Source organism: Gibbsiella greigii (assembly GCF_039540155.1).
GTDB classification, from domain to species: domain Bacteria; phylum Pseudomonadota; class Gammaproteobacteria; order Enterobacterales; family Enterobacteriaceae; genus Gibbsiella; species Gibbsiella quercinecans.
In genome coordinates, this window is sequence record NZ_BAABEM010000006.1 from 641,864 (window position 1) to 667,057 (window position 25,194).

20 protein-coding genes are annotated in these 25,194 nt (G+C 53.3%); 7 read left to right on the forward strand and 13 right to left on the reverse strand.

The annotated features are described in order from the left end of the window. Positions 1-6 precede the first annotated feature (6 nt). Together AC559G_RS06165 and AC559G_RS06170 are read left to right on the forward strand one after the other, a co-directional pair. Positions 7-675, forward strand: coding sequence for an amino acid ABC transporter permease (locus tag AC559G_RS06165; protein WP_498911891.1), 669 nt, complete (start codon positions 7-9; stop codon positions 673-675). An 11-nt stretch (positions 676-686) separates the two neighbouring features. Beyond that, complete coding sequence (locus AC559G_RS06170; RefSeq protein WP_498911892.1) at positions 687-1,418, forward strand: amino acid ABC transporter ATP-binding protein; 732 nt, start codon at positions 687-689, stop codon at positions 1,416-1,418. Between the two features lie 96 nt (positions 1,419-1,514). On the opposite strand, the gene AC559G_RS06175 is transcribed toward AC559G_RS06170, so the two are convergent. The 10 genes from AC559G_RS06175 to AC559G_RS06220 form a co-directional block, all read right to left on the reverse strand. Continuing rightward, positions 1,515-2,432 (reverse strand): response regulator, encoded by a 918-nt coding sequence (locus AC559G_RS06175; protein ID WP_498911893.1) that lies wholly within the window; start codon positions 2,430-2,432, stop codon positions 1,515-1,517. After that, positions 2,425-5,817: an ATP-binding protein gene (locus AC559G_RS06180; protein WP_498911894.1), complete on the reverse strand. Its 3,393-nt coding sequence runs from the start codon at positions 5,815-5,817 to the stop codon at positions 2,425-2,427. Before AC559G_RS06180 ends, AC559G_RS06175 begins: the two co-directional genes overlap by 8 nt. 126 nt (positions 5,818-5,943) lie before the next feature. Then, entirely contained in the window at positions 5,944-6,852 is a 909-nt protein-coding gene (locus AC559G_RS06185) for an ATP-dependent Clp protease ATP-binding subunit (RefSeq protein WP_498911895.1), read from the reverse strand. Between the two features lie 213 nt (positions 6,853-7,065). Then, positions 7,066-8,109, reverse strand: a complete 1,044-nt coding sequence (locus tag AC559G_RS06190) for an aliphatic amidase (RefSeq protein ID WP_498911896.1) — start codon at positions 8,107-8,109, stop codon at positions 7,066-7,068. Positions 8,110-8,191: 82 nt separating this feature from the next. Beyond that, the gene (gene urtE, locus AC559G_RS06195; protein ID WP_498911897.1) at positions 8,192-8,881 is read right to left on the reverse strand and encodes an ABC transporter ATP-binding protein; all 690 of its coding nucleotides are present in this window, start codon (positions 8,879-8,881) and stop codon (positions 8,192-8,194) included. A 9-nt stretch (positions 8,882-8,890) separates the two neighbouring features. After that, positions 8,891-9,637, reverse strand: a complete 747-nt coding sequence (gene urtD, locus AC559G_RS06200; protein WP_498911898.1) for an ABC transporter ATP-binding protein — start codon at positions 9,635-9,637, stop codon at positions 8,891-8,893. A gap of 100 nt (positions 9,638-9,737) precedes the next feature. Then, on the reverse strand, positions 9,738-10,871 hold the full coding sequence (urtC, locus tag AC559G_RS06205; protein WP_498911899.1) for an urea ABC transporter permease subunit UrtC: 1,134 nt from the start codon (positions 10,869-10,871) through the stop codon (positions 9,738-9,740). Between the two features lie 12 nt (positions 10,872-10,883). Further along, a complete protein-coding gene (gene urtB, locus AC559G_RS06210) occupies positions 10,884-11,807 on the reverse strand; it encodes an ABC transporter permease (RefSeq protein ID WP_498911900.1) in 924 nt (307 codons plus the stop codon). A 61-nt stretch (positions 11,808-11,868) separates the two neighbouring features. Further along, positions 11,869-13,125 (reverse strand): urea ABC transporter substrate-binding protein, encoded by a 1,257-nt coding sequence (gene urtA, locus AC559G_RS06215; RefSeq protein WP_498911901.1) that lies wholly within the window; start codon positions 13,123-13,125, stop codon positions 11,869-11,871. Between the two features lie 222 nt (positions 13,126-13,347). Continuing rightward, positions 13,348-15,669 (reverse strand): molybdopterin guanine dinucleotide-containing S/N-oxide reductase, encoded by a 2,322-nt coding sequence (locus tag AC559G_RS06220; RefSeq protein WP_498911902.1) that lies wholly within the window; start codon positions 15,667-15,669, stop codon positions 13,348-13,350. A gap of 413 nt (positions 15,670-16,082) precedes the next feature. Between AC559G_RS06220 and AC559G_RS06225 the strand changes: the two genes are divergently transcribed. From AC559G_RS06225 to AC559G_RS06245, 5 genes are read left to right on the forward strand one after another with little or no spacing between them, the layout of a single operon-like run. Next, positions 16,083-17,063, forward strand: a complete 981-nt coding sequence (locus AC559G_RS06225; protein ID WP_279027193.1) for a sugar ABC transporter substrate-binding protein — start codon at positions 16,083-16,085, stop codon at positions 17,061-17,063. A 47-nt stretch (positions 17,064-17,110) separates the two neighbouring features. Next, complete coding sequence (locus AC559G_RS06230) at positions 17,111-18,610, forward strand: sugar ABC transporter ATP-binding protein (protein ID WP_498911960.1); 1,500 nt, start codon at positions 17,111-17,113, stop codon at positions 18,608-18,610. Beyond that, entirely contained in the window at positions 18,607-19,593 is a 987-nt protein-coding gene (locus AC559G_RS06235; protein WP_462615873.1) for an ABC transporter permease, read from the forward strand. The genes AC559G_RS06230 and AC559G_RS06235 overlap by 4 nt, the downstream gene beginning before the upstream one ends. Beyond that, positions 19,593-20,597: an ABC transporter permease gene (locus AC559G_RS06240; protein ID WP_498911903.1), complete on the forward strand. Its 1,005-nt coding sequence runs from the start codon at positions 19,593-19,595 to the stop codon at positions 20,595-20,597. The genes AC559G_RS06235 and AC559G_RS06240 overlap by 1 nt, the downstream gene beginning before the upstream one ends. A 20-nt stretch (positions 20,598-20,617) precedes the next feature. Then, complete coding sequence (locus AC559G_RS06245; RefSeq protein ID WP_498911904.1) at positions 20,618-21,568, forward strand: carbohydrate kinase family protein; 951 nt, start codon at positions 20,618-20,620, stop codon at positions 21,566-21,568. Positions 21,569-21,617: 49 nt separating this feature from the next. On the opposite strand, the gene AC559G_RS06250 is transcribed toward AC559G_RS06245, so the two are convergent. Genes AC559G_RS06250 through AC559G_RS06260 form a run of 3 tightly spaced genes read right to left on the reverse strand, consistent with a single transcriptional unit; the run spans position 21,618 to position 24,804 of the window. Further along, entirely contained in the window at positions 21,618-22,646 is a 1,029-nt protein-coding gene (locus AC559G_RS06250; protein ID WP_498911905.1) for a 2-hydroxyacid dehydrogenase, read from the reverse strand. Beyond that, positions 22,643-24,142 carry an FGGY-family carbohydrate kinase gene (locus AC559G_RS06255; RefSeq protein WP_498911906.1) on the reverse strand — a complete coding sequence of 500 codons (1,500 nt, stop codon included), beginning with the start codon at positions 24,140-24,142 and terminating at the stop codon, positions 22,643-22,645. The genes AC559G_RS06250 and AC559G_RS06255 overlap by 4 nt, the downstream gene beginning before the upstream one ends. 50 nt (positions 24,143-24,192) lie before the next feature. Beyond that, a complete protein-coding gene (locus AC559G_RS06260; protein ID WP_346079697.1) occupies positions 24,193-24,804 on the reverse strand; it encodes a methylthioribulose 1-phosphate dehydratase in 612 nt (203 codons plus the stop codon). Positions 24,805-25,194: the final 390 nt, after the last annotated feature.

Genomic DNA, 25,194 nt, shown 5'->3' on the forward strand with positions numbered 1-25,194 from the left:
AAGCGCATGAATTTTGATCTGAGCTTTATGCTTGAAGCTTTTCCGGTACTGCTCAGTTACTTGCCCATGACGCTTTTCCTGGCGGTAACCTCTATGGTTATCGCCTCGCTGATGGGTATGGTTCTGGCGCTGATCATCCGCAACCGGATTTTTATCCTTACCGCCGCTGCGGAAGTGTATATCTCGTTCTTCCGCTCCGTGCCGACGCTGGTGACGCTGTTTATCTTCTATTTTGGTATTCCGCAGTTGTTCCCCGGCATCAGTATGATGAACGCCATTTCCGCCACCATCATCGCACTGAGCTTCAAGAATGCCGCTAACCTGGCGGAAGAGTTCCGCGGGGCGATGAATTCAGTGGATAAAGGCCAGATGGAGGCCTGCCTGTCCGTTGGTTTAACGCGCTGGCAGGGGTTCCGCCGCGTCGTGCTGCCGCAAACCGTGCGCATCGCCGTGCCGGGCATGAGCAACTACCTGATCATGCTGATTAAAGAATCGTCGCTGGCGTTTACCGTCGGCGTCACCGAGATCTTTTCACAAACCAAGATATTGGCCAGCAACTCGTTTCGTTTTCTTGAAAGCTACCTTGCCGTGGCGCTGATTTACTGGGCGGTCACCATCCTGTTGACCCTGTTACAGAAACGCATTGAGCGCCGGCTCAATCGCCCGTACCAATAAGGAGGCTGCCCATGTTAACGATCGGCCATTTAACCAAATCCTTTGGCGACAACCGTGTGTTGAACGATATTTCGCTGCAGATCGATCAAGGCCAGGTGGTGGCGATTATCGGCCCTTCCGGCTCCGGCAAATCGACGCTGCTGCGCTGTATCAATCTGCTGGAAACGCCGGACAGCGGCACCCTGAAGATCGCCGATACCCAGGTTACCGCCGGCAACATCAGTAGGCAGCAAGAGAATGAATTGCGCAAACATACCGGCATGGTGTTCCAGCATTACAACCTGTTTAAAAACAAGACCGCGCTGGAGAACGTGACAGAATCGCTGATCATCGCGAAGAAAATGCCGAAGTCCCAGGCTAATGAGATCGGCTATGCCCTGCTGGATAAAGTGGGGTTGCGCCACAAGGCAGACAGCTACCCGGCAACGCTATCCGGCGGCCAGCAGCAGCGCGTTTCCATCGCGCGGGCGTTGGCGGTTAAGCCAAAGGTGTTGTTGTTTGACGAACCCACGTCAGCGCTCGATCCGGAGCTGGTCAATGAAGTGCTGCAGGTTATCCGTTCGATTGTCGATCACCAGACCACCATGATCCTGGTGACGCACGAAATGTCGTTCGCCAGGGACGTCGCCGATCGGGTGATCTTCATGGCCGACGGCGAAATCGTCGAAGACGGCAGCGCGGCGGCGTTATTTGATAATCCGCAACACCAACGCACTCGCCGCTTTTTGCAACCGGGGTTGTAAGTGTATCATTCTGTGGCGGCCAGTCAGTTGTGGCCGCCATCTCCCTGCGGGCAAGATGATCAGGACGTTCGGCAATGTTGTTGCAACGCCCTGTATTCAAACATCAATAAAGGGTAAGCAAAGCATTGTTGCCAAAGTACGGCTACTCACATTCATTTTTCTATATATATTTTCAATGTGCTTATCGATCGTCCTGGCGCTTAACGACAGGATAAGACCAATTTCCTGGTTTTTTTTGCCCCTGCTTAACCAAAAAAGTATTTCGGCCTCTCTTTCCGTTAATTGAAAAGCTTTACGTAGATTAATCTGTGCAACATGTTGCTTTTCACCACTGTCCACTTTTTCCATTCTCAAGATAAACTCACTATTATCCTTATTCTCAATAAAGTGAAAATGTAGCATACAGCCATTTTTTTTATATGTCAGTGGGGCTGATAGTCCTGATTTGAGCGCTAACCATCGTTCAAGCGCTCCCCGTAACGAAAACGATATCCTGTTATCTTCGCCATCACAGCTTTGCAGTAAACGCAATGCCAGCGGCGTTGCCCAAATTAACTCACCACGCTGATCAACGGCGATTGTCAGTCTACCGGCCGCATCAAGCACACTGAGCGCACTGGCCGTAAGGCGTGAATTATTAATGTGCGTACGCATACGTGCCAGTAACTCCACCTGATTAATCGGCTTGACAATATAGTCCACCACACCGGCATCAAATGCGTTGACAACATGTTGCGATTCATTCAAACCGGTCATGAAAATAATAGGCACATGCTGCAATAACGGATTTTTATGCAAGTGTCGACAGGTTTCAAACCCGTCCATGTTTGGCATCAGCGCATCCATTAGAATGATATGAGGCGTAATATGTGCTGCAATCTGAATAGCCTGCATACCCTCTAATGCGACCAATGTTGTAAACCCAGCGGCATCCAACATATCATTCAACATGCTGACGGTATCCACATCATCATCCACGATGAGTACAATATAAGAAGACGTTTTATTATTCATGGACGTTCATCTCGTCAAGCTCCGTAATAAAACATTCGAAACTGAACCGCTGTAAATACCCATACAGCCGTTCATATCCCAATGGGCTAATTTTCTCTTCTGTGGCTAATCTATCTAATAATGCTTTTATTCCCGGCGCATAGCCCAAATTTGCCATTTCTATAAGCAGCCGCTTTTCTATATTTGAGAGTTTACAATAGTATCGTGTATCATCGACAGTCGGGGCTGGAGCTAACACTGGGCTCATATCAGTCATCCGTTCGGCGCCCGAGGAAATCTCTAACAATGCGCCGATATGATCAACCAGTAATGTTCGCCGGATCGGTTTAGTCATATAACGTACCGATGACGAAGCCCCGCGAACAAATTTTTCATGCTGCTTCTCGTTATTGCCTTCTGGCTCAGCCGATATCATAATGACCGGCTGGGAAAATCCCCGTTGACGTAACGTGGTCAGTAATTCCCATCCCGACATACCCGGCATGGTGACATCCAACAAAAATAAATCAGGAGTATGCTGCTGGCACAGACGCAGACACTGCTGCCCACTGTTTGCCATCATCACCTTGAAGTCTAGCGGACTCAGTAAATCGACAATCAGCCGGCTCTGTATTTCATTATCATCGACAATGATCACAGTATAGCCAGCACCATTCACCCCCGCGTGATGCTGTTTTTCGGCTAGCAGCAAATTCTTATTGGTCTGGGACAGCATAAGCTGCAATGTAAATGTCGATCCTTTACCCAGTTCACTGGTCACCTGCAAATCGCCCCCCATGATATAAGCCAATTGCTGAGTAATTGTCAGCCCCAGGCCCGTGCCCGGTTGGCGTTGCGCAGTTTGTGGAATACGCTCAAAGGGTTTAAATATTCGGGTAAGATATGCACTGTCAATGCCCACGCCGGTATCAATCACAGAGAAATAAGCAATCTCGCCACGATAACGGAACTCAAGCGTTACCGCCCCACTGTCGGTAAATTTAATTGCATTGGATAAAAGATTTATCAAAATTTGCCGTAGGCGTTTTTCATCTGTCTTAACCCATTCCGGCAACCAGGCCGGTGCCTGATAAATAAAACGTAAACCTTTTTTTGCTGCCTGATGGCTAAATAATTCTACTAATTGCGCCATAAAATCGGCTATGCGCACTTCGCTAATAAATATTTCGAATCTGCCGGCTTCTATCCTGGAAATGTCCAATAACCCTTCAATCAGATTAGCCAGATGTTCACCGCTATGGCGTATCACTTGAACCATTGGCCGCCGCGGTGCAGGAATATCCTCACTGTCTTCCAAAAGTTGCGCATAACCAAGCAGCGCATTCAATGGCGTGCGTAACTCATGACTAATACCGGTCAGGTAACGGCTCTTGGCTTTATTCGCATAATCAGCGGTTTCTTTTGCTTCCTGTAACTGCCTGGCCGTTTCCTCATGAGCATCGATCTCTTGCATCAAGCGCTCAGTCTGCATATCCAATTCCTGGCGGGCAATCTGGCGGCTCTTGCTTGTCAGCAGAAATAGCCAGGCGGAAACGCCGATCACAATAGTAAGAATACAAAACGTCTTCAGCAACACGGTAGCGATAACGCCATCCAGCAGTGGATATTGCCATATCATCTGGAAAAAGATCAGCAGTAACAACCCAGCAATAACCAGACTGAACATAATCATAATGCTCAGGAAACTCCAGATACTGCGATCCATATGTTGCATAATCGCTGAAGGCAATATGTTACCTAACAGCTTTTTTATCTGTTCCCGATAGTGGGAATGGGTTTTACAACGGTCGCCACAGCGCACATCCAGCGAACAGCATAGAGAACAAATTGCTCCTTGGTAAAAGGGACAATAGCTCATCTCCTCACGCTCATAAGTATGATTGCATACGCTACAAAGCGCGGCGGTGGTTTCTGGCCCCGCGTGATCGGCAATATAGAAACGCCCCTTGGTCCACCAGGCTAACAGGGGCGTCAGCAAAAATGTCATCAGCAAGGCCAGAAAGGAGGAAAAGGTTTGCACAACCTCACCAAATCCCCCCAGATACGCAAACAAACCGCAGGCAAAAGAAAAAAACATCGATCCCAAACCAACTGGATTCAAATCGTACAAATGCGCTCTGCGGAATTCGATTCCCGGCGGGCTCAAACCAAGCGGCCGGTTAATGATTAAATCAGCAACAATGGTTCCCAACCAGGAGACCGCAACGATGGCATAAATACCTAATATATTTTCAATAGCCTGATAAATGTTAAGTACAATCAACAATAGCGCTAACGCAACATTAAAAAAGATCCATACCACCCGGCCAGGGTGCCGGTGAGTCAACCGCAGGAAAAAATTAGACCAGGCAATTGAACCCGCATAGGCATTAACAACATTGATTTTTAATTGTGACAGAACAATAAATATCCCGGTCAACGCTAACATCAATGGCGGTGATTGTGTCACGTAGCTGAAAGCAGTCAAATACATATGGGTGGGATTGATCGCGTCCGACGCCGATAAACCATGTTGCAAGACCAGTATGCCAAGAAATGCGCCCAGTAAAACCTTCACAGCACCAATGAATATCCATCCTGGCCCGGCAAAAATCAGGCAACACCACCAGCGCAGCGGCTTATGAGGATCTTTGCGTGGCATAAATCGTAGCAGGTCAACCTGTTCGCCAATTTGGGCCAAGAGAGAAAACAAAATAGATGCCGCGGCGCCAAACTTCATCATATCGAAGCTGGCATTATCTTCAGAGTGCGTTCCAGGAAAACCCAGCCACATATCCATATGGTTGGTTTCCCTGGCAATAATAAAAATAAAAGGTAATAGTTGCAGTATCACCCAAACCAGCTGTGTTGTGCGCTGGAACCGGCTAATAAAGGTAAAGCCATACGCCACCAAAGGGATGATAACTAACGTACTGAGCAAATAACTTAGATAGGGTGGAATCGCAAACAACATCTGCAATGCGACAGCCATAATCACCGATTCTAGTGCCAGAAAAATAAAAGTATAACAGGCATAAATAAACGAAGTAATGGTAGATCCAATATAACCAAAGCCGGCGCCGCGCGTTAGCAGATCAATATCAAGCCCATAACGGGCACAGTAATAACTAATCGGCAGCGACAGAAAAAAAAGCAACGGGCAAACCAACAACATCGCCCACAACAAATGATGAAAACCATAGTTAATGGCCAGCGAAGCCCCTATCACCTCCATGATAAGAAACGTAACCGAACTGACCGCGGTGAGCATTACCCGCCCCAGAGACCAGCGGCGTGCAGCATTGGCAGTGAAACGCAGAGCGTAATCTTCCAGGGTTTCATTCATAACCCATTGATTATACATCCTGCGTTCTTTGAAGATATGCTGCTCGCCTTTCATCATCATTATTACCACCGGCTAATCAGATCGCTGCTGCAGCTTTTGTTATCTCTGAGGGCACAGAAACACTCTGCGCCCTTTTTCCCCTAGGCTCTCCTTTTCTATATATGTGCGATACCACACAGGAAAGCACTATCCGGCATGTAATGGTTGCGCAATGACACTGAACGTATCATCTTCCGCATCGATTATAAAATGTGCGCAATCGGGAAATGTCAATATCGCTTCCGAGAGGAGCGGTTCACATTGCGTTCGAATCTGCCGGCTGATTTCTCTTGCGCCATAATCGGCATCGTAATGGCGGCAGAGCAACACTTTCGCCGTTGGCCGTAAACTGAACGTTATCCCATGGCGCTGCAAACGTTGGCAAAGCTTTTCTACTTCAATATCAACCAACGAAATCAGCTGCTCTGCGCTAATAACCTGGTGAATCAGCACACGATCGAGGCGATTAATGAATTCAGGCGCAAAATGGCGGCGCATAACCCGGCGTAACCGTTCCCTCTCTGTTTCTTTTTTCTGCCACCTCGCCAGCAGCGCTAGCCAGGATACGGCGCCATGCCTGTTCTGAGGCTTGATATCGCGATATCCAATATTACTTGTCATAAAAATCATGCAATTACAGAAATTAATTCGGGTCTTCCCTGATGAAAGCGTGAGTTCGCCGCTATCAAGTATATTGAGTAAACTGAGAATGACCGATTCATCCGCCTTTTCAATTTCGTCGAACAACACGATTCCTGGCTTGCTAAAACTACCTTCGATTTTGGCCGCCTCCAGCAGCGTGGTTTCCTCCCGGCTCCCAACATAGCCTGGCGGAGCCCCCGAAATTGCCGCAGTATAATGCGCCTGAGATAGTGTATTCATATCAATACGGCAAAGAGCGTGTCTGTCCCCATAGATCCCTTCGGCGATCAATCTCACGGTCTCTGTTTTGCCTACGCCGGTCGGCCCCAGCAGCAGATTAACCGCCAACGGTCGGCCGCGGTCACCAATATCAGCTTTGACAACCATCAGCGTTTTCTCGATCTCCTCCAGCACGGTTTCCTACCCTACAATTCGGGCGCGTAGATGTTGCATAACCTGATGAGGATCAAACAAAAATCGCGAAACAAAAAAGCGGCTCTCTTGAGCAGTACCCGGTCCCAGATTTTCCGCCAGCCTGTCTGTAATGAACGGCATACTTGTCTTCCCCCAAAACCAAACCATCCCGCCCGCTACGGGCAGGCGGGATAACCAGAAACGCCGCCAAATTCAGCCCGCGGTTTTCTCCTTACCGTCATAGGGAAGATCGCCATAGGGGCATTCCGCAACGCCGATCGTATCCCGCGTGAAAGCCTCGACATTTTCCTGCGCCTTTTTCGCATCCATGACCCAGGTACGATAGAAATCAAAGGGACAATCAGGTACACCTTTATCGCCATCTCCAGAGTGATAGACCCCGGTATATCCCCGATGCAACAGCTTAAACAGGTGATTCTGTGCCTGATCGTATTTGCGGGCATCACGGATTTCCGGCACGGAAAGTTGTGCAAACTGCACACCCATATCCTCTTCTCCACATTCCCCCAAGGTATGCCCGTCAAAACCGATGATAGCCGAGTGACCAAAATAGCTATAGACGCCGTCAAACCCAGTACAATTGGCCACCGCAACATAGCAATTGTTCGCCCAGGCCATGGCTTTAGAGATCATTACCTGCTGTTCCTTAGAAGGGTACATGTAACCCTGGCAACGAACGATCAGCTCAGCCCCTTTCATCGCACAATCACGCCAGATCTCGGGATAGTTGCCGTCATCACAGATAATCAGGCTAATTTTCATTCCCTTCGGGCCCGTCACCACATGTGTGCTATCACCTGGATACCACCCTTCGACCGGGCACCACGGCATGATTTTGCGATATTTCTGAACGATTTCGCCTTGATCGTTAATCAGCACCAACGTGTTGTAAGGCACTTTATTCGGATGATCTTCATGCCGCTCACCGGTAATAGAAAAAACACCCCAGATTTTTTCTTCACGGCAGGCACGGGAAAAAATGGCCGTTTCATCGCCTGGAATAGTTGCTGCGGTTTCCATCATTTCATCTTTGTCATACATGATTCCCATTGTGCTATATTCTGGGAAGACCACCAAATCCATCCCGGGCAAGCCGCTTTTCAATCCTTTAATCATGTCCGCAATTTTTTGCGCATTTTCCAGCACCTCTGCACGCGTATGCAGACGGGGGATTTTATAATTGACAACCGCGACACCGACAGTATTTGGAGAACTGGTAACATCACCATGGCGCATAATCTTATTTCCTCTGTTGAACATCTTTAGAAAGCAACAGGGATATCGTCCCCTGATGCGATGAAAGCTCGTTACGGCTCAGTTATACCGATAGATAAGCGGCAATTTTCTCTTTTATGATCGTTTCGCCAGTCATTTCACATACGATATCCCCCTTCTCTATCACTAAAATACGGTCAGCGATATCCAGAGCAAAACTCAGAACCTGCTCTGAAACCAGAATGGTTAATCCTTTATCATCGCGGATTTTTTTTAAAACCTTCGCCATTTCTTTAATGATGGAAGGCTGGATACCTTCCGTTGGCTCATCCAGCAACAATAATTTCGGCTCATTGACCAAGGCTCGGGCAATCGCCAACTGTTGCTGCTGCCCGCCAGATAAATTTCCTCCCAGTCTTCCTCCCATCTCGCGTAGCACCGGGAAGTAATGATAAATATCTTCAGGAATTCGCTTTACCTTATTCATGGACAAACCTGTCAGAATATTATCTTCAACTGTCAGCGAGGGGAAAATCATTCTTCCCTGGGGAACAAAGCCAAGCCCCGCCCGTGCGCGTCGATAACTTGTTAGTGCCGTAATATTCTGGTTCGCCAGGGTAATTTTCCCTGCCCGCATAGGGATCATCCCAATCAGGGATTTCATTAACGTTGTTTTCCCCATCCCATTACGGCCAAGAAGAGCAACAATTTCATTTTTCCCAATATGAAAATTCATTTCATTAATGACATGACTCTGCCCGTAAGAGACAGAATAACGCTCTACGCTAAGCATGATTTTCCCCTAGTGCCCTAAATACACATCAATGACTTTCTGATCCTGTTTTACTTTCTGCATACTTCCTTCCGATAGAACACTGCCCTGATGCATAACCGTCACCCTATGAGCTATGTTTTCGACAAACTGCATATCATGTTCGATAACCAGAACCGACCGCCCCACGGCAATACGTCGTAACAACTCTGCCGTTTTTTGCCTCTCACTTGTCGACATACCTGCAACCGGTTCATCCAACATCAATAACGATGGTGACTGAATGAGTAACATACCAATTTCCAACCACTGTTTTTGTCCATGGCTTAAAATATTCGCTGGCGTATGAAGATAATCAGTGAGAAAAATATCTTCGGCGATGCTTTCTATCTCTTTCTGAACTAACGAATCCCGACGAAAGAAAATAGATGAAAATGCGCTACGGCCACGAGGATAAGAAAGTTCGAGGTTTTCAAAAACCGTCAGGTCTTCATAAACAGAAGGTGTTTGAAATTTCCTGCCGACGCCGGCATGAACAATTTTGTGTTCGTTCATTTTGGTAAGGTCTTTACCCTGGAAGACAATGCTTCCACTTGTTGCCCGGGTTTTTCCGCATATTAGATCTAGCACTGTGGTTTTGCCTGCACCATTAGGGCCAATAATGACATATATCTGCCCTTCATTAACGTAGAGAGAGAAGTCATTCACCGCTTTAAACCCATCAAAGGAAACCGTCAACCCTTCTATGGATAATATAAAATCGCTCTGCTGTGCCATTATGGTTTCCCTCATAATCTGTTAAAAACACACATCCATATCACATGAAGAAAATAAATTATGCCAACCATGATGTGGTCAGAAAGATAAACGGTAATGCTTATTCATTCTTACTGTCTATCGACTCTATTACGACAACATTAGAACTTATTATTTTTCCATTCCTACTCATTAACCGTGAACAGTAATATTGATAAATACCGGCTATCCCTTTAGGGAAGAACCTGACAACAACAATAAATATCACCCCCATAGCAAATAGCCATAACTCAGGAAAACTTTCTGAAATAGAAGTTTTTGCCGCATTCACTAACAGAGCGCCAATAATCGCACCAAGAACTGATAACCTGCCGCCAACCGCACAAAAAATAACCATTTCAATGGATGTCACCGTGCCGATAAACACTGGCGACATAAAGCCAACCTGTAAGGTAAATAACGCACCACCAATCGAGGAGAAAATAGCGCTAATACAAAACACTAATGTTTTTATGTTAGCGACATCATAGCCAGAGAAACGCACCCGATCTTCACAATCACGTACAGCCATCAGTAACCGGCCGAACTTGCTGCGAAGCAGATAACCCGACAGCACCACCACAACCAGCAGGCAACATAGCGTTACATAATAAAGGACATACCTGGCATGATCGGTACGTATATCCCATCCTAATAATGTCCTTAAATCAGTAATACCGTTAATTCCACCTGTATAGCCTTGCTGGCCAATAATCAATATCGTTAGAATGGCAGACAACGCCTGAGTAATTATCGTAAAATAAACCCCGCCGACGCGGCGCTTAAACATCGCGCAGCCCAACAGAAACGCCAACAATGCCGGCAACAGTAGGATTGCCAAAATGGTCACGGTTAATGAATGAAACGGCTGCCATAATAGCGGCAGAGAAGTAATTTGGCTCCAGTCCATAAAATCAGGAATACCTGGCGTCGTCTGGGCGGCGGTTAGCTGTGGCGTCGATACTTCCAATTTAAGGAACATCGCCATCGCATAACCGCCAACGCCGAAGAAAATACCCTGTCCAAGACTGAGTATGCCGCCATATCCCCAACACAGTACCAACCCTACGGCAACAAAGCTGTATGTGAGATATTTGCCAATCAAGTTCAGGCGAAAAATATCCAGCCCCAGCGGTAGAATAATCCCCAACACCACCAGCAATAAGAGAATAGTATTGCGAGTCGGATTCATGCCCATACGTGAAAAAATCGCCATTCCCCTTTCCCCTTATCGACGCAACTTACTGACGAAAATCCCTTGGGGCCGGAGCATCAAAATCCCCACCACAAACAATAAAGTCAGCACTTTTGCCATTGAGCCACTGAGGAAAAACTCAAGCGTCGACTGTGACTGCGAGATAAGAAAAGCGGAAGCAACCGTTCCCAGTAAACTCTGCGCACCACCAAAAACCACAACCAGGAAGGTATCAACAATATAGAGTTGCCCTGCAGTCGGCCCAGTCGAACCAATCATCGTGAACGCACTCCCAGCAATACCAGCAATCCCGCATCCGAGCGCGAAAGTTCGGCAATCAATGCGATCGGTATTAATACCAACCGCTGCCGCCATCGGGCGATTTTGCAGCACGGCGCGAACCTGAGTTCCCCAAGAGGAGTGATACATCAGCCAATAGACACTCAGGGTTACCACTATTGTCAACACCATCACGAACAGCCCATTGATCGGAATTTCAATGCTATCGCCCACCTGCAACGCCCCCATCAGCCACGGCGGTAATTCCACCCCGACTTCCCGCGCCCCGAATAAGGAACGATAGGTCTGTTGTAGAATCAAACTTAATCCCCAGGTGCCCAATAACGTATCCAGAGGGCGGCGATAAAGATGGCGGATCAACACGCGTTCAACCAAAACCCCCAATAATCCAGCGGTAATGAAAGCCAGAATAATGGCGACAAAAAAATAACCATCAAACAGAAACGGAATATAACGTTGAAAAAATCCCTGCGTTAAATAGGTTGTGTAGGCACCAAGGATCATAAATTCACCATGTGCCATATTAATCACCCCCATTTGCCCGAAAATAATTGCCAGTCCGAGAGACATGAGAATAAAAACAGAGAACAGGCTGAGACCAGCAAACCCCTGCATCGAAATGATTGAGATCAAATCAGCAACACTATAGTCAGACATACCATCACCTCATATCGCCGAGCTTAGCTTGCCATCCCAAGCGGAATGGCAAGCCGGAATACTAATCGTGAGGAAACGGGTTCGGCTCAATCGGCTTGGGCGTTTCATAAATCACATCAAACTGACCATCATCACGCGCCTTACCGATCAGCGTGTTAGCCCACAAATGGTGGTTATTATGGATGCGGGCATAACCTTGGGGCGCCGTATTCAATTCAAGCCCCAGAGAGGCATCTCGCACCTTATCGACATCAAAAGAGCCGGCTTTTTCAACAGCGGCTTTCCAAAACCACGGTTCGAGATAAGCGGACTGTGTTACCGCACCGACGACCAGATCATCTCCCCATCTCTTTTTAAAAGAGGCGACGAAATTGGCATTGTTCGTACCGGTTAAACTCTGAAAATATTGCATAGACGTATAGGCGCCAGCTATATTTTCACCGCCGATACTTCTGGTCTCGTCTTCCGTCACCGAAAGCGTTAACACCAACGGTTTTTCCCGCGTCATATCAATGCCTGCCGCTTTGAGCTGTTTATAAAAAGCAACATTGGAGCCACCAATAACAGTGACAAAAATCACATCCGGTTTTCTAAGCTTTATTTTATTTATCACCGAGTTAAATTGAGTGTGTCCAAGTGGGTAATAATCTTCGCCAATAATTTTCCCACCATTCTTCTCAATATAACCCCGGGCGATTTTATTAGTGGTTCTTGGCCAAATATAGTCAGACCCCATAAAATAGAACGTCTTTGCCTGTTTAGTCTGCATTGTCCAATTCAGCGCGGGGATGACCTGTTGATTCGCTGAAAGACCGGTATATATAACATTTTTTGACTGCTCCAACCCTTCATAATAGGTTGGGTAATAAAGCAAGCCATTATATTGTTCAAGTATCGGCAACATCGCCTTACGTGATGCGGAAGTCCAACCACCAAAAATCGTAGCGACCTTATCATTAATCAATAGCTTTCTGGTTTTTTCTGCAAACGTTGGCCAATCGCTGGCCCCGTCTTCTTGAATAAATTCTATTTTTCGACCAAGCACGCCACCTTCTTCATTGATTTGTTCAATCGCTAAACGAGTGGCCTGGATCGAGCCTGTTTCACTGATTGCCATCGTTCCACTCGATGAATAAACGATACCCACTTTTACCGCATTATCGGTAACGGCAAGACCGGTCGTATTGACCTGCGCGGTCGGCGCCTCAGCGGCCTGTACAGAGACCAGATAACTCCATAAGGCAATCGCACCAAAGACCAATACCATCCTGCGCGGTAAATTTTTTATACCGGCTAAATCGATTTCTTTATGATTCATATTATCCCCATTATCAATAACCATCGTGAATACCCAGCGCATGGATGATTATTCTTTTCAATTCAGGGGAAGACAATTCGATAAACTACGTATTACCTACGTAGTTTTACGTACAGGTCACCAACGCCAGGCGGCGTCGGTCAATTAAGCATGGTCAGGCAGGAAACCCGTCCATGACTGCGTTATCGCCCGCCGCGGCGGGCGATAGGCACGCCCCCCAAGCTACAGCACCGTATCCGCTGCCACGAACGCCGGCGGATCAAAGGCCGTGATAGGCGGCAGCGGCTCGCGCCAGCGCTCAATCTCCACCCAACAGCTTTGGGCGCTGCATCCCTGCCCCAAGCGGGAACTTCCCCGATCTTCGGTTAACACATTCGGGTTGCCGTGTTTATCAAGCGAGCCCGGAACGCGCGGGTCCAGCGGATCGTACCAAGCGCCGGTGGAAATCTGCACCACGCCGGGCAGGATCTGGTCGCTGATATGCACCCCGGCCAGGATCGCACCGCGTTGGTTAAACACGCGCACCACCTCACCTTCCACAATGCCGCGGGCATTGGCATCTTTCGGGTGCATCCACAACGGCTCGCGGCCGTGAATCTTGGTCGCGCGGCTGACGCTGCCGTGATCGTACTGGCTGTGCAGGCGGGTGCGCGGCTGGCTTGATAACAGATGCAGCGGCCACTGCTGCGCCATGTGCCGCTGTGCCAGGGCTTCTTCCTCATCCCACCACGGGTGACCAGGGCATTCACTGTAGCCGAACCCGGCGACCGTCGCGGAATACAGCTCTATCTTTCCGGAAGGCGTTGAAAGCGGAAAGCGCTGTGGATCAGCGCGAAAATCCGCCAGGAACACCTGCCGCCGGGCAGGTGGCGCGAACTCCAGTTTGCCCTGCTGCCAGAAATCGTCAAAATCGGGTAATTCAACCCCCTCTTCTTCTGCCCGCGGGCGCGAATCTTCATACAGTTTGCGCAGCCACTGATCGGGATTGCGCCCTTCGCTAAACTGCGGGTAAAAACCCAGCCGCTCCGCCAGTCCGCAGAAAATGGCGTAATCATCGCGGGCCTGCGCCACCGGTTCGATCAACTGGCGCATCGCGATCATAAAGCCGTCATGGCCGCCGCTGCCGATATCGTTGCGCTCCAGCGAGGTGGTCACCGGCAGCACAATGTCGGAAAACTTCGCCTGCGCAGTCCAGAACTGTTCATGTACGATCACCGTCTCCGGCCGGCGCCAGGCTTCGATCAGGCGATTGAGATCCTGATGATGGTGGAACGCATTACCGCCGGCCCAGTACACCAGGCGGATATCCGGATAATGAAGATGCTGCCCGTCAAACTCATAGCTGCCTCCGGGGTTAAGCAGCATATCCGCCAGCCGCGCCACGGGGATCACGGTATTCACCTGGTTCTCGCCGCTTGGCAGGCGCGGGCCGGAAAAGGCGATGCGTTCGGCCCCCGCCAGGTTGGTGCAGGCATAGCCAAACGCCAGGCCGCCGCCCGGCGTACCGATTTGCCCCAACAGGGCCGTCAGAGCAACGGTGGCCCAATAGGCCTGCTCGCCCTGGCGCGCCCGCTGTATCGACCAGGAAATATTCACCATGGTGCGTTTCGCCGCCATGGTGCGGGCCAGTTCGACGATCTGCGCCTCGGCAATACCGGTAATGGCGGCGGCCCAGGCGGGAGTTTTTGCCACGCCGTCGCGCTCCCCCAGCACATAGGGCTTCAGTTGCTCGAAGCCCGTGGTGTGGCTGGCGATAAACGCCCGATCGTAGCGTTCTTCGGCAATCAGCACATGGCAGAGCGCCAGCAGCAGCGCGGTATCAGTGCCCGGCTTGATCGCCAGCCACTGCGCGTTGCTCACCGCGCTTAGATCGTTTTTCACCGGGCTGAGATTGATAAATCGGACGCCATTGCTCTGCATCCGCTCCAACCAGTATTTCAGCATGTGGTCATTTGCGGCGCCGCCGTTGACCTGCGCATTGCGCAGCGGCAACCCGCCAATGGCGACAAACAGCTCGCAATGCTCGGCCAATACTGACCAGTGGGTATGCTGCTTATGCAATGGGCTGAGCGGGCCAAGAATATGCGGCAGAATGCGTTCGCCGGCGGCGCTGCTGTAGGTGTTAGTGCTGGCGGTATAGCCGCCGAAGCTTTTGAGAAAGCGGTGCAGTTGGCTCTGAGCATGATGGAAGCGCCCGGCGCTGGCCCAACCATAGGAGCCGCCAAAAATCGCCTGGTTGCCGCAGCGTTGTTTCACCGATTGCATTTCGCGCGCCACCAAATCCAGCGCCTGTTCCCAACTGACTTCCACGAAGGGTTCTTTGCCACGGCCATCGCGCGCGGCGGCCCCCTTCTGAAGATAACCCAGGCGTACCGCCGGGCGGCGGATGCGGGTGTTGCTGGTGACGGCATCGGCTAAAGACAGGCCGATACGTGAGGGGTTTTTATCCCATTCCACCGGCGAAACCGACGTAATGTGGCCGCCCTCGGTGGCCACACGGTAAGTCCCCCAGTGCATCACGGCCAGGTTATGCTCCGCTTTCATTCATTCATCACTTTTCAATATGTTTAAGAGCGCTATCATAAAGCGGTCAGCGGCGAAAAATAAACTGCCGGCAACAATAAAATATCCCGCCGGCGTGCAAACCACTGGATAATAATCTGTGCTTTTGGCCGTTTTATGGCATTAACTCTAGACCGCAAGCGGCCATCAGGTTTTTTAAGTTGTTTTTATCTTGCCAATTTATTCGCCGCAAGATAATGGCACACAAAAATAACGGGTTAATGGTCCGCCGGTTATTTTTAGCGCCGTTCCATGGCCATTTTCATTCCGGCGTGCGCGCTTTATTCCATTTGATATTCCGGGAATAAGTTAGACGTTTTTTTTATTTGGGCTTGTCTGAGGTTATTGTCATTCTGTCTGCCTGCTGACCCATAACACTCTGGATGATAATAACAATGACGCTTAAAAAAAGACTTTTGCCTGCAACCGCCGGCCTGTTGTCACTCGTTTCGGCAGCGATTCACGCCGCCGACGCACCATCGCTACAAGGGAAAACCATCGGTATCGCCGTCGTCGGCACCCAGCACTTCTGGGATCGCGAAGCCTATAAAGGCGCAACCGAAGAAGTCGAAAAACTGGGCGGGAAAGTGATCGGCGTTGACGGCGGCCGTGATAATCAGGTACATGCCAATAACCATGATATTTTGCTGGCGCGCAAGGTGGATGCGGTAATCAGCATCCTGGGCGACAGTGCCGTAGAACCTAAATTCAAAGCGCTGCGCGCGGCGGGCATCCCGGTTTTCACCGTGGATCATGTTTCACAATACTCTATTAATAATACCACCTCCGATAACTATACCCTTGGCTCGACCATTGGCCGCTATACGGCCGATGAATTAGGGGGTAAAGGCAACGTGGCGGTATTTAATGCCTTCTCCAATTCCCTGCGCATTTGTGGTATTCGCTACGATCAATGGAAATACGTGCTGAAGGATTACCCGGATATCCACATTATTCAGCCGGAATTGGCCGAACAGTTTGCCAATTCCCCTGAAGATGCGCGCAAGAAAACCCTGGAATTATTAAGCCAATATCCGAAAGGCAAACTGGATGCGATTCACGTCGCCTGCTGGGATCAGCCGGCCATCGGTGTAGTCCAGGCGTTGGAAGAAACCGGGCGGGATAAAGACGTCAAAGTGACCGCGATTGACGCCGGCCCGGAAACGCTGGAAATCATGGCGGAAAAAGACAGCCCGTTTGTCGCCAACATCGCCCAACAGCCGCATCTGATCGGCCAGACGTCCGCCGATAACGTCGCCCGCTATTTCGCCGGGGCAAAACTGCCGATCCAGACCTTCATCCCGGTGGTGCCGGTGAAAGGGCCGGAAGAAGCGAAAGCCGTTTACAAACAACTGGGCTACGGTGAGTTGAAGTAGTGAACGCCAATACCACGCACGGGGGAGCGCCCCCGTCTGGCCTGGTGATGCACCAGATCAGCAAACGCTTTGCCAACGTGGCCGCGCTCAATGCGGTCACCTTAACCATCAACCCCGGTGAAATTCATGGCTTGATCGGCGAGAACGGTGCCGGTAAGTCCACCCTGATTAAAATTCTCGCCGGCGTCTACCAGGCGGACGGCGGCAGCATAACCCTGGACGGCGTCAGCTTGCCGCAGGGCAAACCCGCCGCCATCGAAGCACTGGGCATCCGCGTTATTCACCAGGAGCTGAACCTGATCCCCCACTTCACCGTGGCGGAGTCGGTGTTTCTTGGCCAGGAGTATCGGCGGGTGGGCGGCTGGCTCAATCGCCGGCGCATGATAGCCGCCACCGAAGCCTTCTTCCGCAGCACCTGGCAGTTGAATATCGACGCCCGGCGCCTGATCCGCGATCTGAGCCTGGCCGAACGTAAACTGGTGCAGATTGCCCGCGCGCTGATCGATGGCGCCGCGCGCCTGGTGGTGTTCGACGAACCCACCGCGCCGCTCGAAGCCCATGAAGCAAGCCTGGTTTCCGCCGCGATCGTGCGCCTGCGCGAGCAAGGGATCGCCATTCTGTATATATCCCACTATCTCAACGAGATCGCCGCGCTGTGCGACCGGGCGACGGTATTACGCAATGGCGAAGTGGTCGGCTACCCGGACCGCGATCTGCTGCAAAACACCGATGCGGTCATCAACCTGATGGTCGGGCGGGATATCGAACAGCTCTATACCCCGCGCCAAAACACCGCGGCCGCCGCAAGCGCGCCGCTGTTGGCGGTCAGGGGGCTTTCCGACGGCCGCCAATTGCACAACGTCAGCTTTGAGGTAAAACCGGGCGAGATTGTCGGCGTGGCGGGCCTGCTGGGCGCCGGCCGGGATATTCTGATCGATACCCTGTACGGGCTGAAAACCGCCAAACAGGGCGAGATCGTGCTCGACGGGCGCACGCGCCGCATCACCTCCCCCAAGCAAGCGATCCGCGCCGGCATGGCGCTGGTGCCGCGGGATCGGCGTCATCAGGGGCTGATTCTGCCGTTTTCCGCAGCGGATAACATTAATCTGGCCTCGCTGCCCAAGACGGCCACGCTGGGTTGGGAACGGCGTGCGCTGGCACGACAAAAGGCGCAGGACTGGATTACACGGTTAAGTATTCGCCCGGCCCGCCCGGAGATCCCGGTGCGCTATATGAGCGGCGGTAATCAGCAGAAGGTGATCCTGGCCCGTTGGCTGGGCACCGATGCTCGCCTGTTTATTCTCGATGAGCCGACGCTTGGCGTGGACATTGGCGCACGCAGCGATATTTATCAGCGCACCCGGCAACTGGCCGAGCAAGGCAGAGCGGTGCTGGTTTCCTCCAGCGACGCCACCGAACTGCTGGGCCTGTGCGACCGTATTCTGGTGATGTGGCGGGGTGAGTTGGTGGCGGATTTGGCCACGGCGGCGTTAACGCTGGATGCCTTGTTAGTGGCAATCAATGGTGGACAGGAACAACCGGTATGAGCACTGATATCCAGCCGCGCGGCGCGCTGCGCGCCTCGGCGCTGATTGAACGATTCCCGTTAATCTTATTTTTCGCCCTGCTGATTTGGCTAAGCATCCAATCGCCGTGGTTCCTCAGTTGGCAAAACATCAGTTTGATGCTGGTGCAAAGCGTGCCGCTGGCAATTTTAAGTTTTGGCCTGGTCTGCGTGATCGCCGTCGGCGGTGATGACGTGGTGTCCGGCGGCATCGATCTCTCCTTACCGGCGATCGCCGTGCTGGGCGTGGCGTTGCTAAGCCTGGGGATGACCGAATGGCTGCTGCCTTATCCATTGCTGCTGGCCCTGCTGGCGGCGGCGTGCCTGGCGTGCGGGGCGATCAACGCCCTGTTGGCGCTGGTGGCCGGGCTGCCGCCGTTGCTGGCCACGCTGTCAACCTCTGTGGCGTTTACCGGCCTGACCGATCTGCTGACCGGCCAGCGGCGAATCAGCGTCAGCGATCCATTGATGGTGGCATTCCGCGACGACAATCTGTTTGGCCTCCCCTACCCGCTGCTGTATTTGCTGGCGGTGTTTTTGCTGTTCCAGTATCTGCTGCACCATTCACGCTTCGGCCAGCATATCCAGGCGGTGGGCGGCAACCACGACATGGCGCAGATGTGCGGGCTGAATGTGCGTGGGCTGACGTTCAGCGTTTGGCTGCTGGCCGGCGTGGCGGCCGGGCTGGCGGTATTCCCCTTGCTGAGCCAGGGTTCGGGCAGCAGCAGCGGCACTGCCACCCCGTTGCTGCTGGAAACCGTGCTGGCGACCTTTATCGGCGCCGCCTTTTCCCGCCGCCGGGTCGTCACCATCTGGGGGGCATTGCTCGGCGCCGTGTTGGTCAATGCCCTGTCCAACGGGCTGGGGCTATTAGGGGTGAATATTTTCTGGATGGGCGCCATTAAAGGCGCGCTGATCCTGGTGGTGCTGGCGGCCTCCGCATTGCAGCACAAAGGGGGCAAATAATGCGTTTATTAACCTTGATGCGTGGCAGCGCGGCGGAAAACACCGGCCGCACGCCACTGGCCTGGCTTTCGCGCGCGGGGTTCGCCCTGATCACGCTGCTGGTTATCGCGCTGTTCAACTGGGCCAACCCGGTTTTTTTAACGCTGGGTAACTGGGGCAACTTGCTGCAAGGCTGCGCCATCTTGCTGATCGTGGCAATGGCGATGACGCTGATCGTCAGCGCCGGTGCCATCGATCTTTCCGTCGGCGTGGCGCTCGACTTCGGCGCCGCCTTCGCCTTGGTGGCGTTGAAAACCTGGCAACTACCCTGGGAGATCGCGGTACTGTGTGCCCTGCTGGGGGGCGTCACCATTGGTTTGCTCAATGCGTTTTTGATTCTGGTGTGCCAGATCAGGCCGTTTCTCGCCACGCTCGGCACCTGGTTTATCGCCAGCAGCGTGGAGCGGATTTATACCGACGGCGGCGGCGCCATTTCCTACCGGCGGATGGCGCCGGAATATCACGAGCTGGCGGTGGGCAATCTGTGGGGCATCCCCACGCCGATTGTGATTGTGCTGGTTCTCTGGCTGGCCGCCTGGCTGATCACCGAACGCACGCTGTTCGGCAAACGGGTGCGTGCCGTGGGGCAGAACAGCGAGGCCGCGCGCATCGCTGGGATCCGCGATCGCCAAACCCTGTTTTGGGTGCTGATCGCCGCGTCGGCGTTGTGTGCGGTCGGCGGGGTTATTTTGTCCGCTAACCTGCGCCAATTCACCCCGCTGGCCGGGCAGGCCTACCTGATGGACGCGATCGCCGCGGTTTTCATTGGCACCGCATTTAATCGCCAGGGGCGCGTCAGTATGGCTGGCACCCTGGGCGGGGTGCTGTTCCTTGCCGTTATCGACAATGGGCTTAACCTGATGGGGCTCAATTACCTGGTTAAAGATGCGCTGATCGGGGTGATCCTGGTGGTGGCATTGGCCGTTTCATTTTGGCAGGCGCGTCTGCGCCAGCACCGTTACTGATTGTGTGAGGAGATTGGGCTATGTCTTCCCCGTTTGACGCGGTTTTCGTCGGGCTTACGATTCTGGATATTGCCGGGCGGCCGGTGAGCGGCATTCCTGCCGGCGGCGGCGTGCAGTTTATCGAGCAGATCCGCCTTAACCCGGCCGGCACCGCGGCGGGCGCGGTGATCAACGCCGCCAAGCTCGGCATTAACACCGCGGCCGTCGCCTGCCTGGGCTATGACGAAAAGGCGGATTTTATTCTCAGCAGCTACCGCCGGCTGGGCATTGATTGTTCGCTGATCCAGCAAACCGCCGACAAGGAAACCTCCGCCACGCTGTTGCCGATCCGCCCTAACGGCGAACGGCCGGCGTTGCACTGCCGCGGCGCTTCCGATGAACTGTTTGTGGCGGACGACCAGTTCAACCAGGTGTTGAACTGCCGCTTCCTGCACCATGGCGGAACCGGGCTGCTGGCTGCGATGGATCAGGGGCAAAGCGCCCGTCTGCTGGCGGCGGCCAAGCGGCGCGGCGTGGTGACCAGCTTCGATTTGATCGCGCCGAACAGCGAGACGTTGGCCTTATTGCGCCCGCTGCTGCCCCACGTTGACTATTTTATGCCGTCCCTTGAAGAGGCCGCCTTCCTCTCCGGGCTGCAGGACCCTGCGCAGATCGCCGCATTTTTCTTTGCACTTGGCGTCGGCAACTGCGTTTTCAAAGATGGGCCGCACGGCTCATGGCTGTTCACCCGGGAAAAAGCGCAGCATATCCCGGCCTGGCAGGTTACCGCACTGGACACCACCGGCTGCGGCGACAGCTACTGTGGCGGTTTTATTGCCGCACTTGCGCGCGGGCTGGCGGTTGAACAGGCGTGCCGGGTGGCCTCGGCGGTGGCGGCGCTGGTGGCGACCGGGCTCGGCTCGGATGCGGGGGTGGTGGACTGGGAACACACGCAGGCGTTTATGGCCAACACACCGGTGTACGCCGGGTAATCAGTTATCTGCCCGGGGCCTGGCGGCCTCGGGCATCCCTGGCCAGGTCTTAGCGCCAGGCGTACAGCAGCGGCTCACCGGCCACATAGCGCTGCAAATCCGCGGCAATCATGGCGGTGTGTTTTTGGATGCTTTCACGCGTTGCGCCGGCGATATGCGGGGTGATAATCACGTTATCCAGCTCAGTGATGAACGGGTGCTCGCGCCACAGCGGTTCCTGATGGTAAACGTCCAGCGCCGCGCCGCCCAACGGCCCGTGGCGTAATGCCGCAATCAGATCCGCTTCCACGACCACCGCGGCGCGCGAGGTATTAATCAGCAACGCGCCGGGTTTCATCGTGCTCAGCAGTTGGGCGTTGACCAGGCCATCGCTGTGCGGCCCGCTGCTCAGGTGCAGGCTGACAATATCGGCCTGGGTAAATAGTGCCGCCAGCGTAGTTTTCTGTAGCCCCGGCTCATCAATATCTTCCGCAGCGACGAACGGATCAACCACCAGAATATTCATGCCAAAAGCCCGTGCGATGCGCGCCACCCGGCGGCCAATATTGCCATAGCCGACCAGCCCAAGGGTTTTATTACGCAGTTCGCCGCCTTTAAACACTTCATACGGGCTCTCCGGGCTGACGTCCCACACCACATCGCGCCGCAGCCCCGCCTGGGTTTGGGCTTCGCTTTGTGCCTGGCGCGTGAAAGCGCCGCGCTTTAACGCCGCGTGGGCCTGGGGAATATGGCGCATTAGGCTGAGCATCAGCCCGAGCGTTAACTCTGCTGCTGCGTCGGCATTGCGCCCCGGCGTATACAGCACGGTGATCTTGCGCGCACGCGCCGCCTGAATATCAATATTCACCGGGTTCGCCCGGGTGCAGGCGATCACCTGCAGGCGCGGGCAGGCGGCAATCACCTCCGCGGTGATATCGTCGTAGCTGGTGACCAATACCTCGGCATCATGCGCCAGCGCAACCATTTGTTCGGGCTGGAGTTTCGGTTTGCCGATGGCCCACCCGGCCACCACCAGCTCCCCCAGGGCATGGAACGGCTGCAAATCGCCGGCATATTCAGCGGTAAAAACGATTTTCATGGTTGGTTTTCCTGAGAATGGAGGCTTTGTAATGCGTCGTGCCTTGCCTGCCACACCGGCTGCAACCGTTCACGCAACAGGCGATAGACCGGGAACAAAGTGCGGTAGGTGGCATGCGCCTGCGGGTTAGGCAGGTAGCGTGTCTGTTCGATATCCGGGTAGTGGCTGAGCGCCCCGACGCTGCGAGCGGCCAGAATCGCCGCCCCGCGGGCGCTGAGTTCGTTAAAATGGCTGGCCACCACGGTTCTGCCGGTACAATCGGCGATGATCTGCAGCCAGGTGGCCGAAGCCGCGCCGCCGCCGGTCAGGTACAGGCTGCCGTCATTGGGGTAGCCCTGCAGCGAATCGACGATCGCATAGGCCAACCCTTCGAAGACCGCGCGTTGAAGCTGCGCGCGGGTGGTATGCTGGCCCACGCCAAAATACCCCGCCCGGGCGGTGGGGCTGAAAAACGGCGCCCGTTCACCGTTCAAATACGGCTGCCAAAAGACGCCGCCGCTGCCGGGCGCCACGGCGGCGACCTCGTGCTCCAGCGCCACCAGATCCGGCGCCAGCGAGATCTGCTGTTGCAGCCAGTCGATATTCGGGGTGCCGGCCTGCATGGGGAACAGGTTGATAAAGCTGCCGGCTTCGGTGTGCGTCACAAACCGGGTGCCGCTGCTGACGGTTTCCCGGCCATGGCAGACGATGCCGGTGCAGCAGGTGGTGCCGAGAATGGTGTAGATATCGCCGTCGTTAATCGCACCGCACCCCAGCGCGGCGCTACACACATCCAGCGCGCCAGCGGCAATCGGCGTGCCGGCCGCCAGGCCGCACAGCGCGGCCACCTCTGGGCGCAGAGTGCCGGCCTGAGCATCCGGCGGCAACAGCGGCGGGAATAATGGCCGCAGGCTTTCCAGCCTCAGTTCTTCCAGCATCAACGACGAAAGCGCGCCGCTGGCCTGATTGAGCAACGAAGCGCTGGCATCGGTGATATCCAGCGCGGCGATGCCGGTTAAACGAAAGCGCACCCAGTCCTTAGCGCAAAACAGGTAACGCGCCGCCGCCAGCCTTTCTGGTTGAAAGCGCCGGAGCCAACAGAGTTGCAGGCTGGTGTTGCACGGTTGCAGATGGGTGCCGGTTTCAGCGAACAGGCGCTGATCAAGCCCAGGCCGGGCGAGCAGTTCCGTCATCAGAGCATGGCTGCGGGTATCGCTCCACAAAATGCCGGGGCCGACCGGGTTGCCCGCCTCATCGCTGAGCCAAACCCCTTCCCCCTGCCCCGCCAGGCCGATGGCCCTGATCTGCCCCTGTTGCAGTTCCGGCGCCTGCGCCACGCGGCTTAAGGTGCGCAACACCGATTGCCACAGTTGTTCCATATCCTGTTCCGCCGCCCCATCGGGCGTCAGGTTCGGGCGGGTGTTCTCCGCCGCGCTGGCGATAGCCTGAAAATCACGGTTAAACAGCACGGCCTTAACGCGCGACGTGCCGATATCAATGCCCAGAAACAAATCCATACACGAAGACTCACTGTTGTCAGGCCAGAAATGCTGGCGCTGGCGCGCGGTTAATCACGCTCGTAGAGGCGGCGCTGCATCTCGCATTCGAAAAGGAACTCCAGGCCTTCCAGGTGGCGTTTGGCAACGTTGACGTCCTCCCCCCAGCAGGTCAGGCCGTGGCCGCGCAGCAGGAAGCCGTATTGCAGCTGGTTCGCCTGCGCATAGCTTTCGATGCGGCTCGCCAGCGCGGCAATATCCTGATCATTATCGAAAATGGCAATCGGCACGCTGGCCAGGTGGCTATGCTGGCCGCTGAGCGTTTTTTGCATTTCATAGCCCTGCAATACCAGCTGCGCACGCTTCTCAATGCGCGACAGCACGGTGGCATTCACCGTATGCACGTGCAGCACCACATTGGCCTGCGGAAAAAGGCGGTAAATCAGAGTATGCAACCCGGTTTCGGCAGAGGGTTTGCGCCCCGACGGCGCCTGGTTGCTGGCAATCTCAACCTGTAGGAAGTCGGCCGGGGTCAAGCTGCCCTTATCCCGGCCGGACTCACTGAGCCAGCACCACTCGCTGTCTTGGCGAAGCGACATATTCCCGCCGGTTGCCGGCGCCCAGCCCTTGGCGCCAATCCAATGACAGGCGGCCACCAACTGCGCCAGTTGTTCTTGCCACATACAAATTTCCTCACTTAAAACGTGCGACCGAGAGCCGCCGGCAGCCAATATGCTCGCCGCCCGCGGTATGAAATATTTAGGGTATAAATGGCTGATTTTTCGATGCTATCACCGTGGATCGCTTTGGGCAATATTACTCATTTATATGAAAAATGAATTTCATATTCAATTTTAGAATATCAATAAATAGCCAAAATAATTCGACGAGCAGGGAACCAGCAGAAAATAAAAACGACTTTCACAGGATAATTTCACCGCGGAACACAACGCTTTTACGTTTCCTTCCGCAACGTGAAGTAGGCCGGATATAGCTTAATATCCTTATTAAGCATGCATAAATTTCCTCAAAATTTTAACTTAGGATATGAGAATTTAATATTTCTCCTGCAG

Excerpts from the sequence above, each read along its gene's own strand:
- AC559G_RS06190 (WP_498911896.1), bottom strand. The coding sequence starts at position 8,109 with ATGCGCCATGGTGATGTTACCAGTTCTCCAAATACTGTCGGTGTCGCG.
- AC559G_RS06260 (WP_346079697.1), bottom strand. The coding sequence starts at position 24,804 with ATGTGGCAAGAACAACTGGCGCAGTTGGTGGCCGCCTGTCATTGGATT.
- AC559G_RS06255 (WP_498911906.1), bottom strand. The coding sequence starts at position 24,142 with ATGGATTTGTTTCTGGGCATTGATATCGGCACGTCGCGCGTTAAGGCC.
- AC559G_RS06235 (WP_462615873.1), top strand. The coding sequence starts at position 18,607 with ATGAGCACTGATATCCAGCCGCGCGGCGCGCTGCGCGCCTCGGCGCTG.
- AC559G_RS06250 (WP_498911905.1), bottom strand. The coding sequence starts at position 22,646 with ATGAAAATCGTTTTTACCGCTGAATATGCCGGCGATTTGCAGCCGTTC.
- AC559G_RS06170 (WP_498911892.1), top strand. The coding sequence starts at position 687 with ATGTTAACGATCGGCCATTTAACCAAATCCTTTGGCGACAACCGTGTG.
- AC559G_RS06225 (WP_279027193.1), top strand. The coding sequence starts at position 16,083 with ATGACGCTTAAAAAAAGACTTTTGCCTGCAACCGCCGGCCTGTTGTCA.
- AC559G_RS06165 (WP_498911891.1), top strand. The coding sequence starts at position 7 with ATGAATTTTGATCTGAGCTTTATGCTTGAAGCTTTTCCGGTACTGCTC.
- AC559G_RS06240 (WP_498911903.1), top strand. The coding sequence starts at position 19,593 with ATGCGTTTATTAACCTTGATGCGTGGCAGCGCGGCGGAAAACACCGGC.
- urtC (WP_498911899.1), bottom strand. The coding sequence starts at position 10,871 with ATGGCGATTTTTTCACGTATGGGCATGAATCCGACTCGCAATACTATT.
- AC559G_RS06245 (WP_498911904.1), top strand. The coding sequence starts at position 20,618 with ATGTCTTCCCCGTTTGACGCGGTTTTCGTCGGGCTTACGATTCTGGAT.
- urtB (WP_498911900.1), bottom strand. The coding sequence starts at position 11,807 with ATGTCTGACTATAGTGTTGCTGATTTGATCTCAATCATTTCGATGCAG.
- urtE (WP_498911897.1), bottom strand. The coding sequence starts at position 8,881 with ATGCTTAGCGTAGAGCGTTATTCTGTCTCTTACGGGCAGAGTCATGTC.
- AC559G_RS06175 (WP_498911893.1), bottom strand. The coding sequence starts at position 2,432 with ATGAATAATAAAACGTCTTCTTATATTGTACTCATCGTGGATGATGAT.
- AC559G_RS06220 (WP_498911902.1), bottom strand. The coding sequence starts at position 15,669 with ATGAAAGCGGAGCATAACCTGGCCGTGATGCACTGGGGGACTTACCGT.
- urtD (WP_498911898.1), bottom strand. The coding sequence starts at position 9,637 with ATGGCACAGCAGAGCGATTTTATATTATCCATAGAAGGGTTGACGGTT.
- urtA (WP_498911901.1), bottom strand. The coding sequence starts at position 13,125 with ATGAATCATAAAGAAATCGATTTAGCCGGTATAAAAAATTTACCGCGC.
- AC559G_RS06230 (WP_498911960.1), top strand. The coding sequence starts at position 17,111 with ATGCACCAGATCAGCAAACGCTTTGCCAACGTGGCCGCGCTCAATGCG.
- AC559G_RS06180 (WP_498911894.1), bottom strand. The coding sequence starts at position 5,817 with ATGATGATGAAAGGCGAGCAGCATATCTTCAAAGAACGCAGGATGTAT.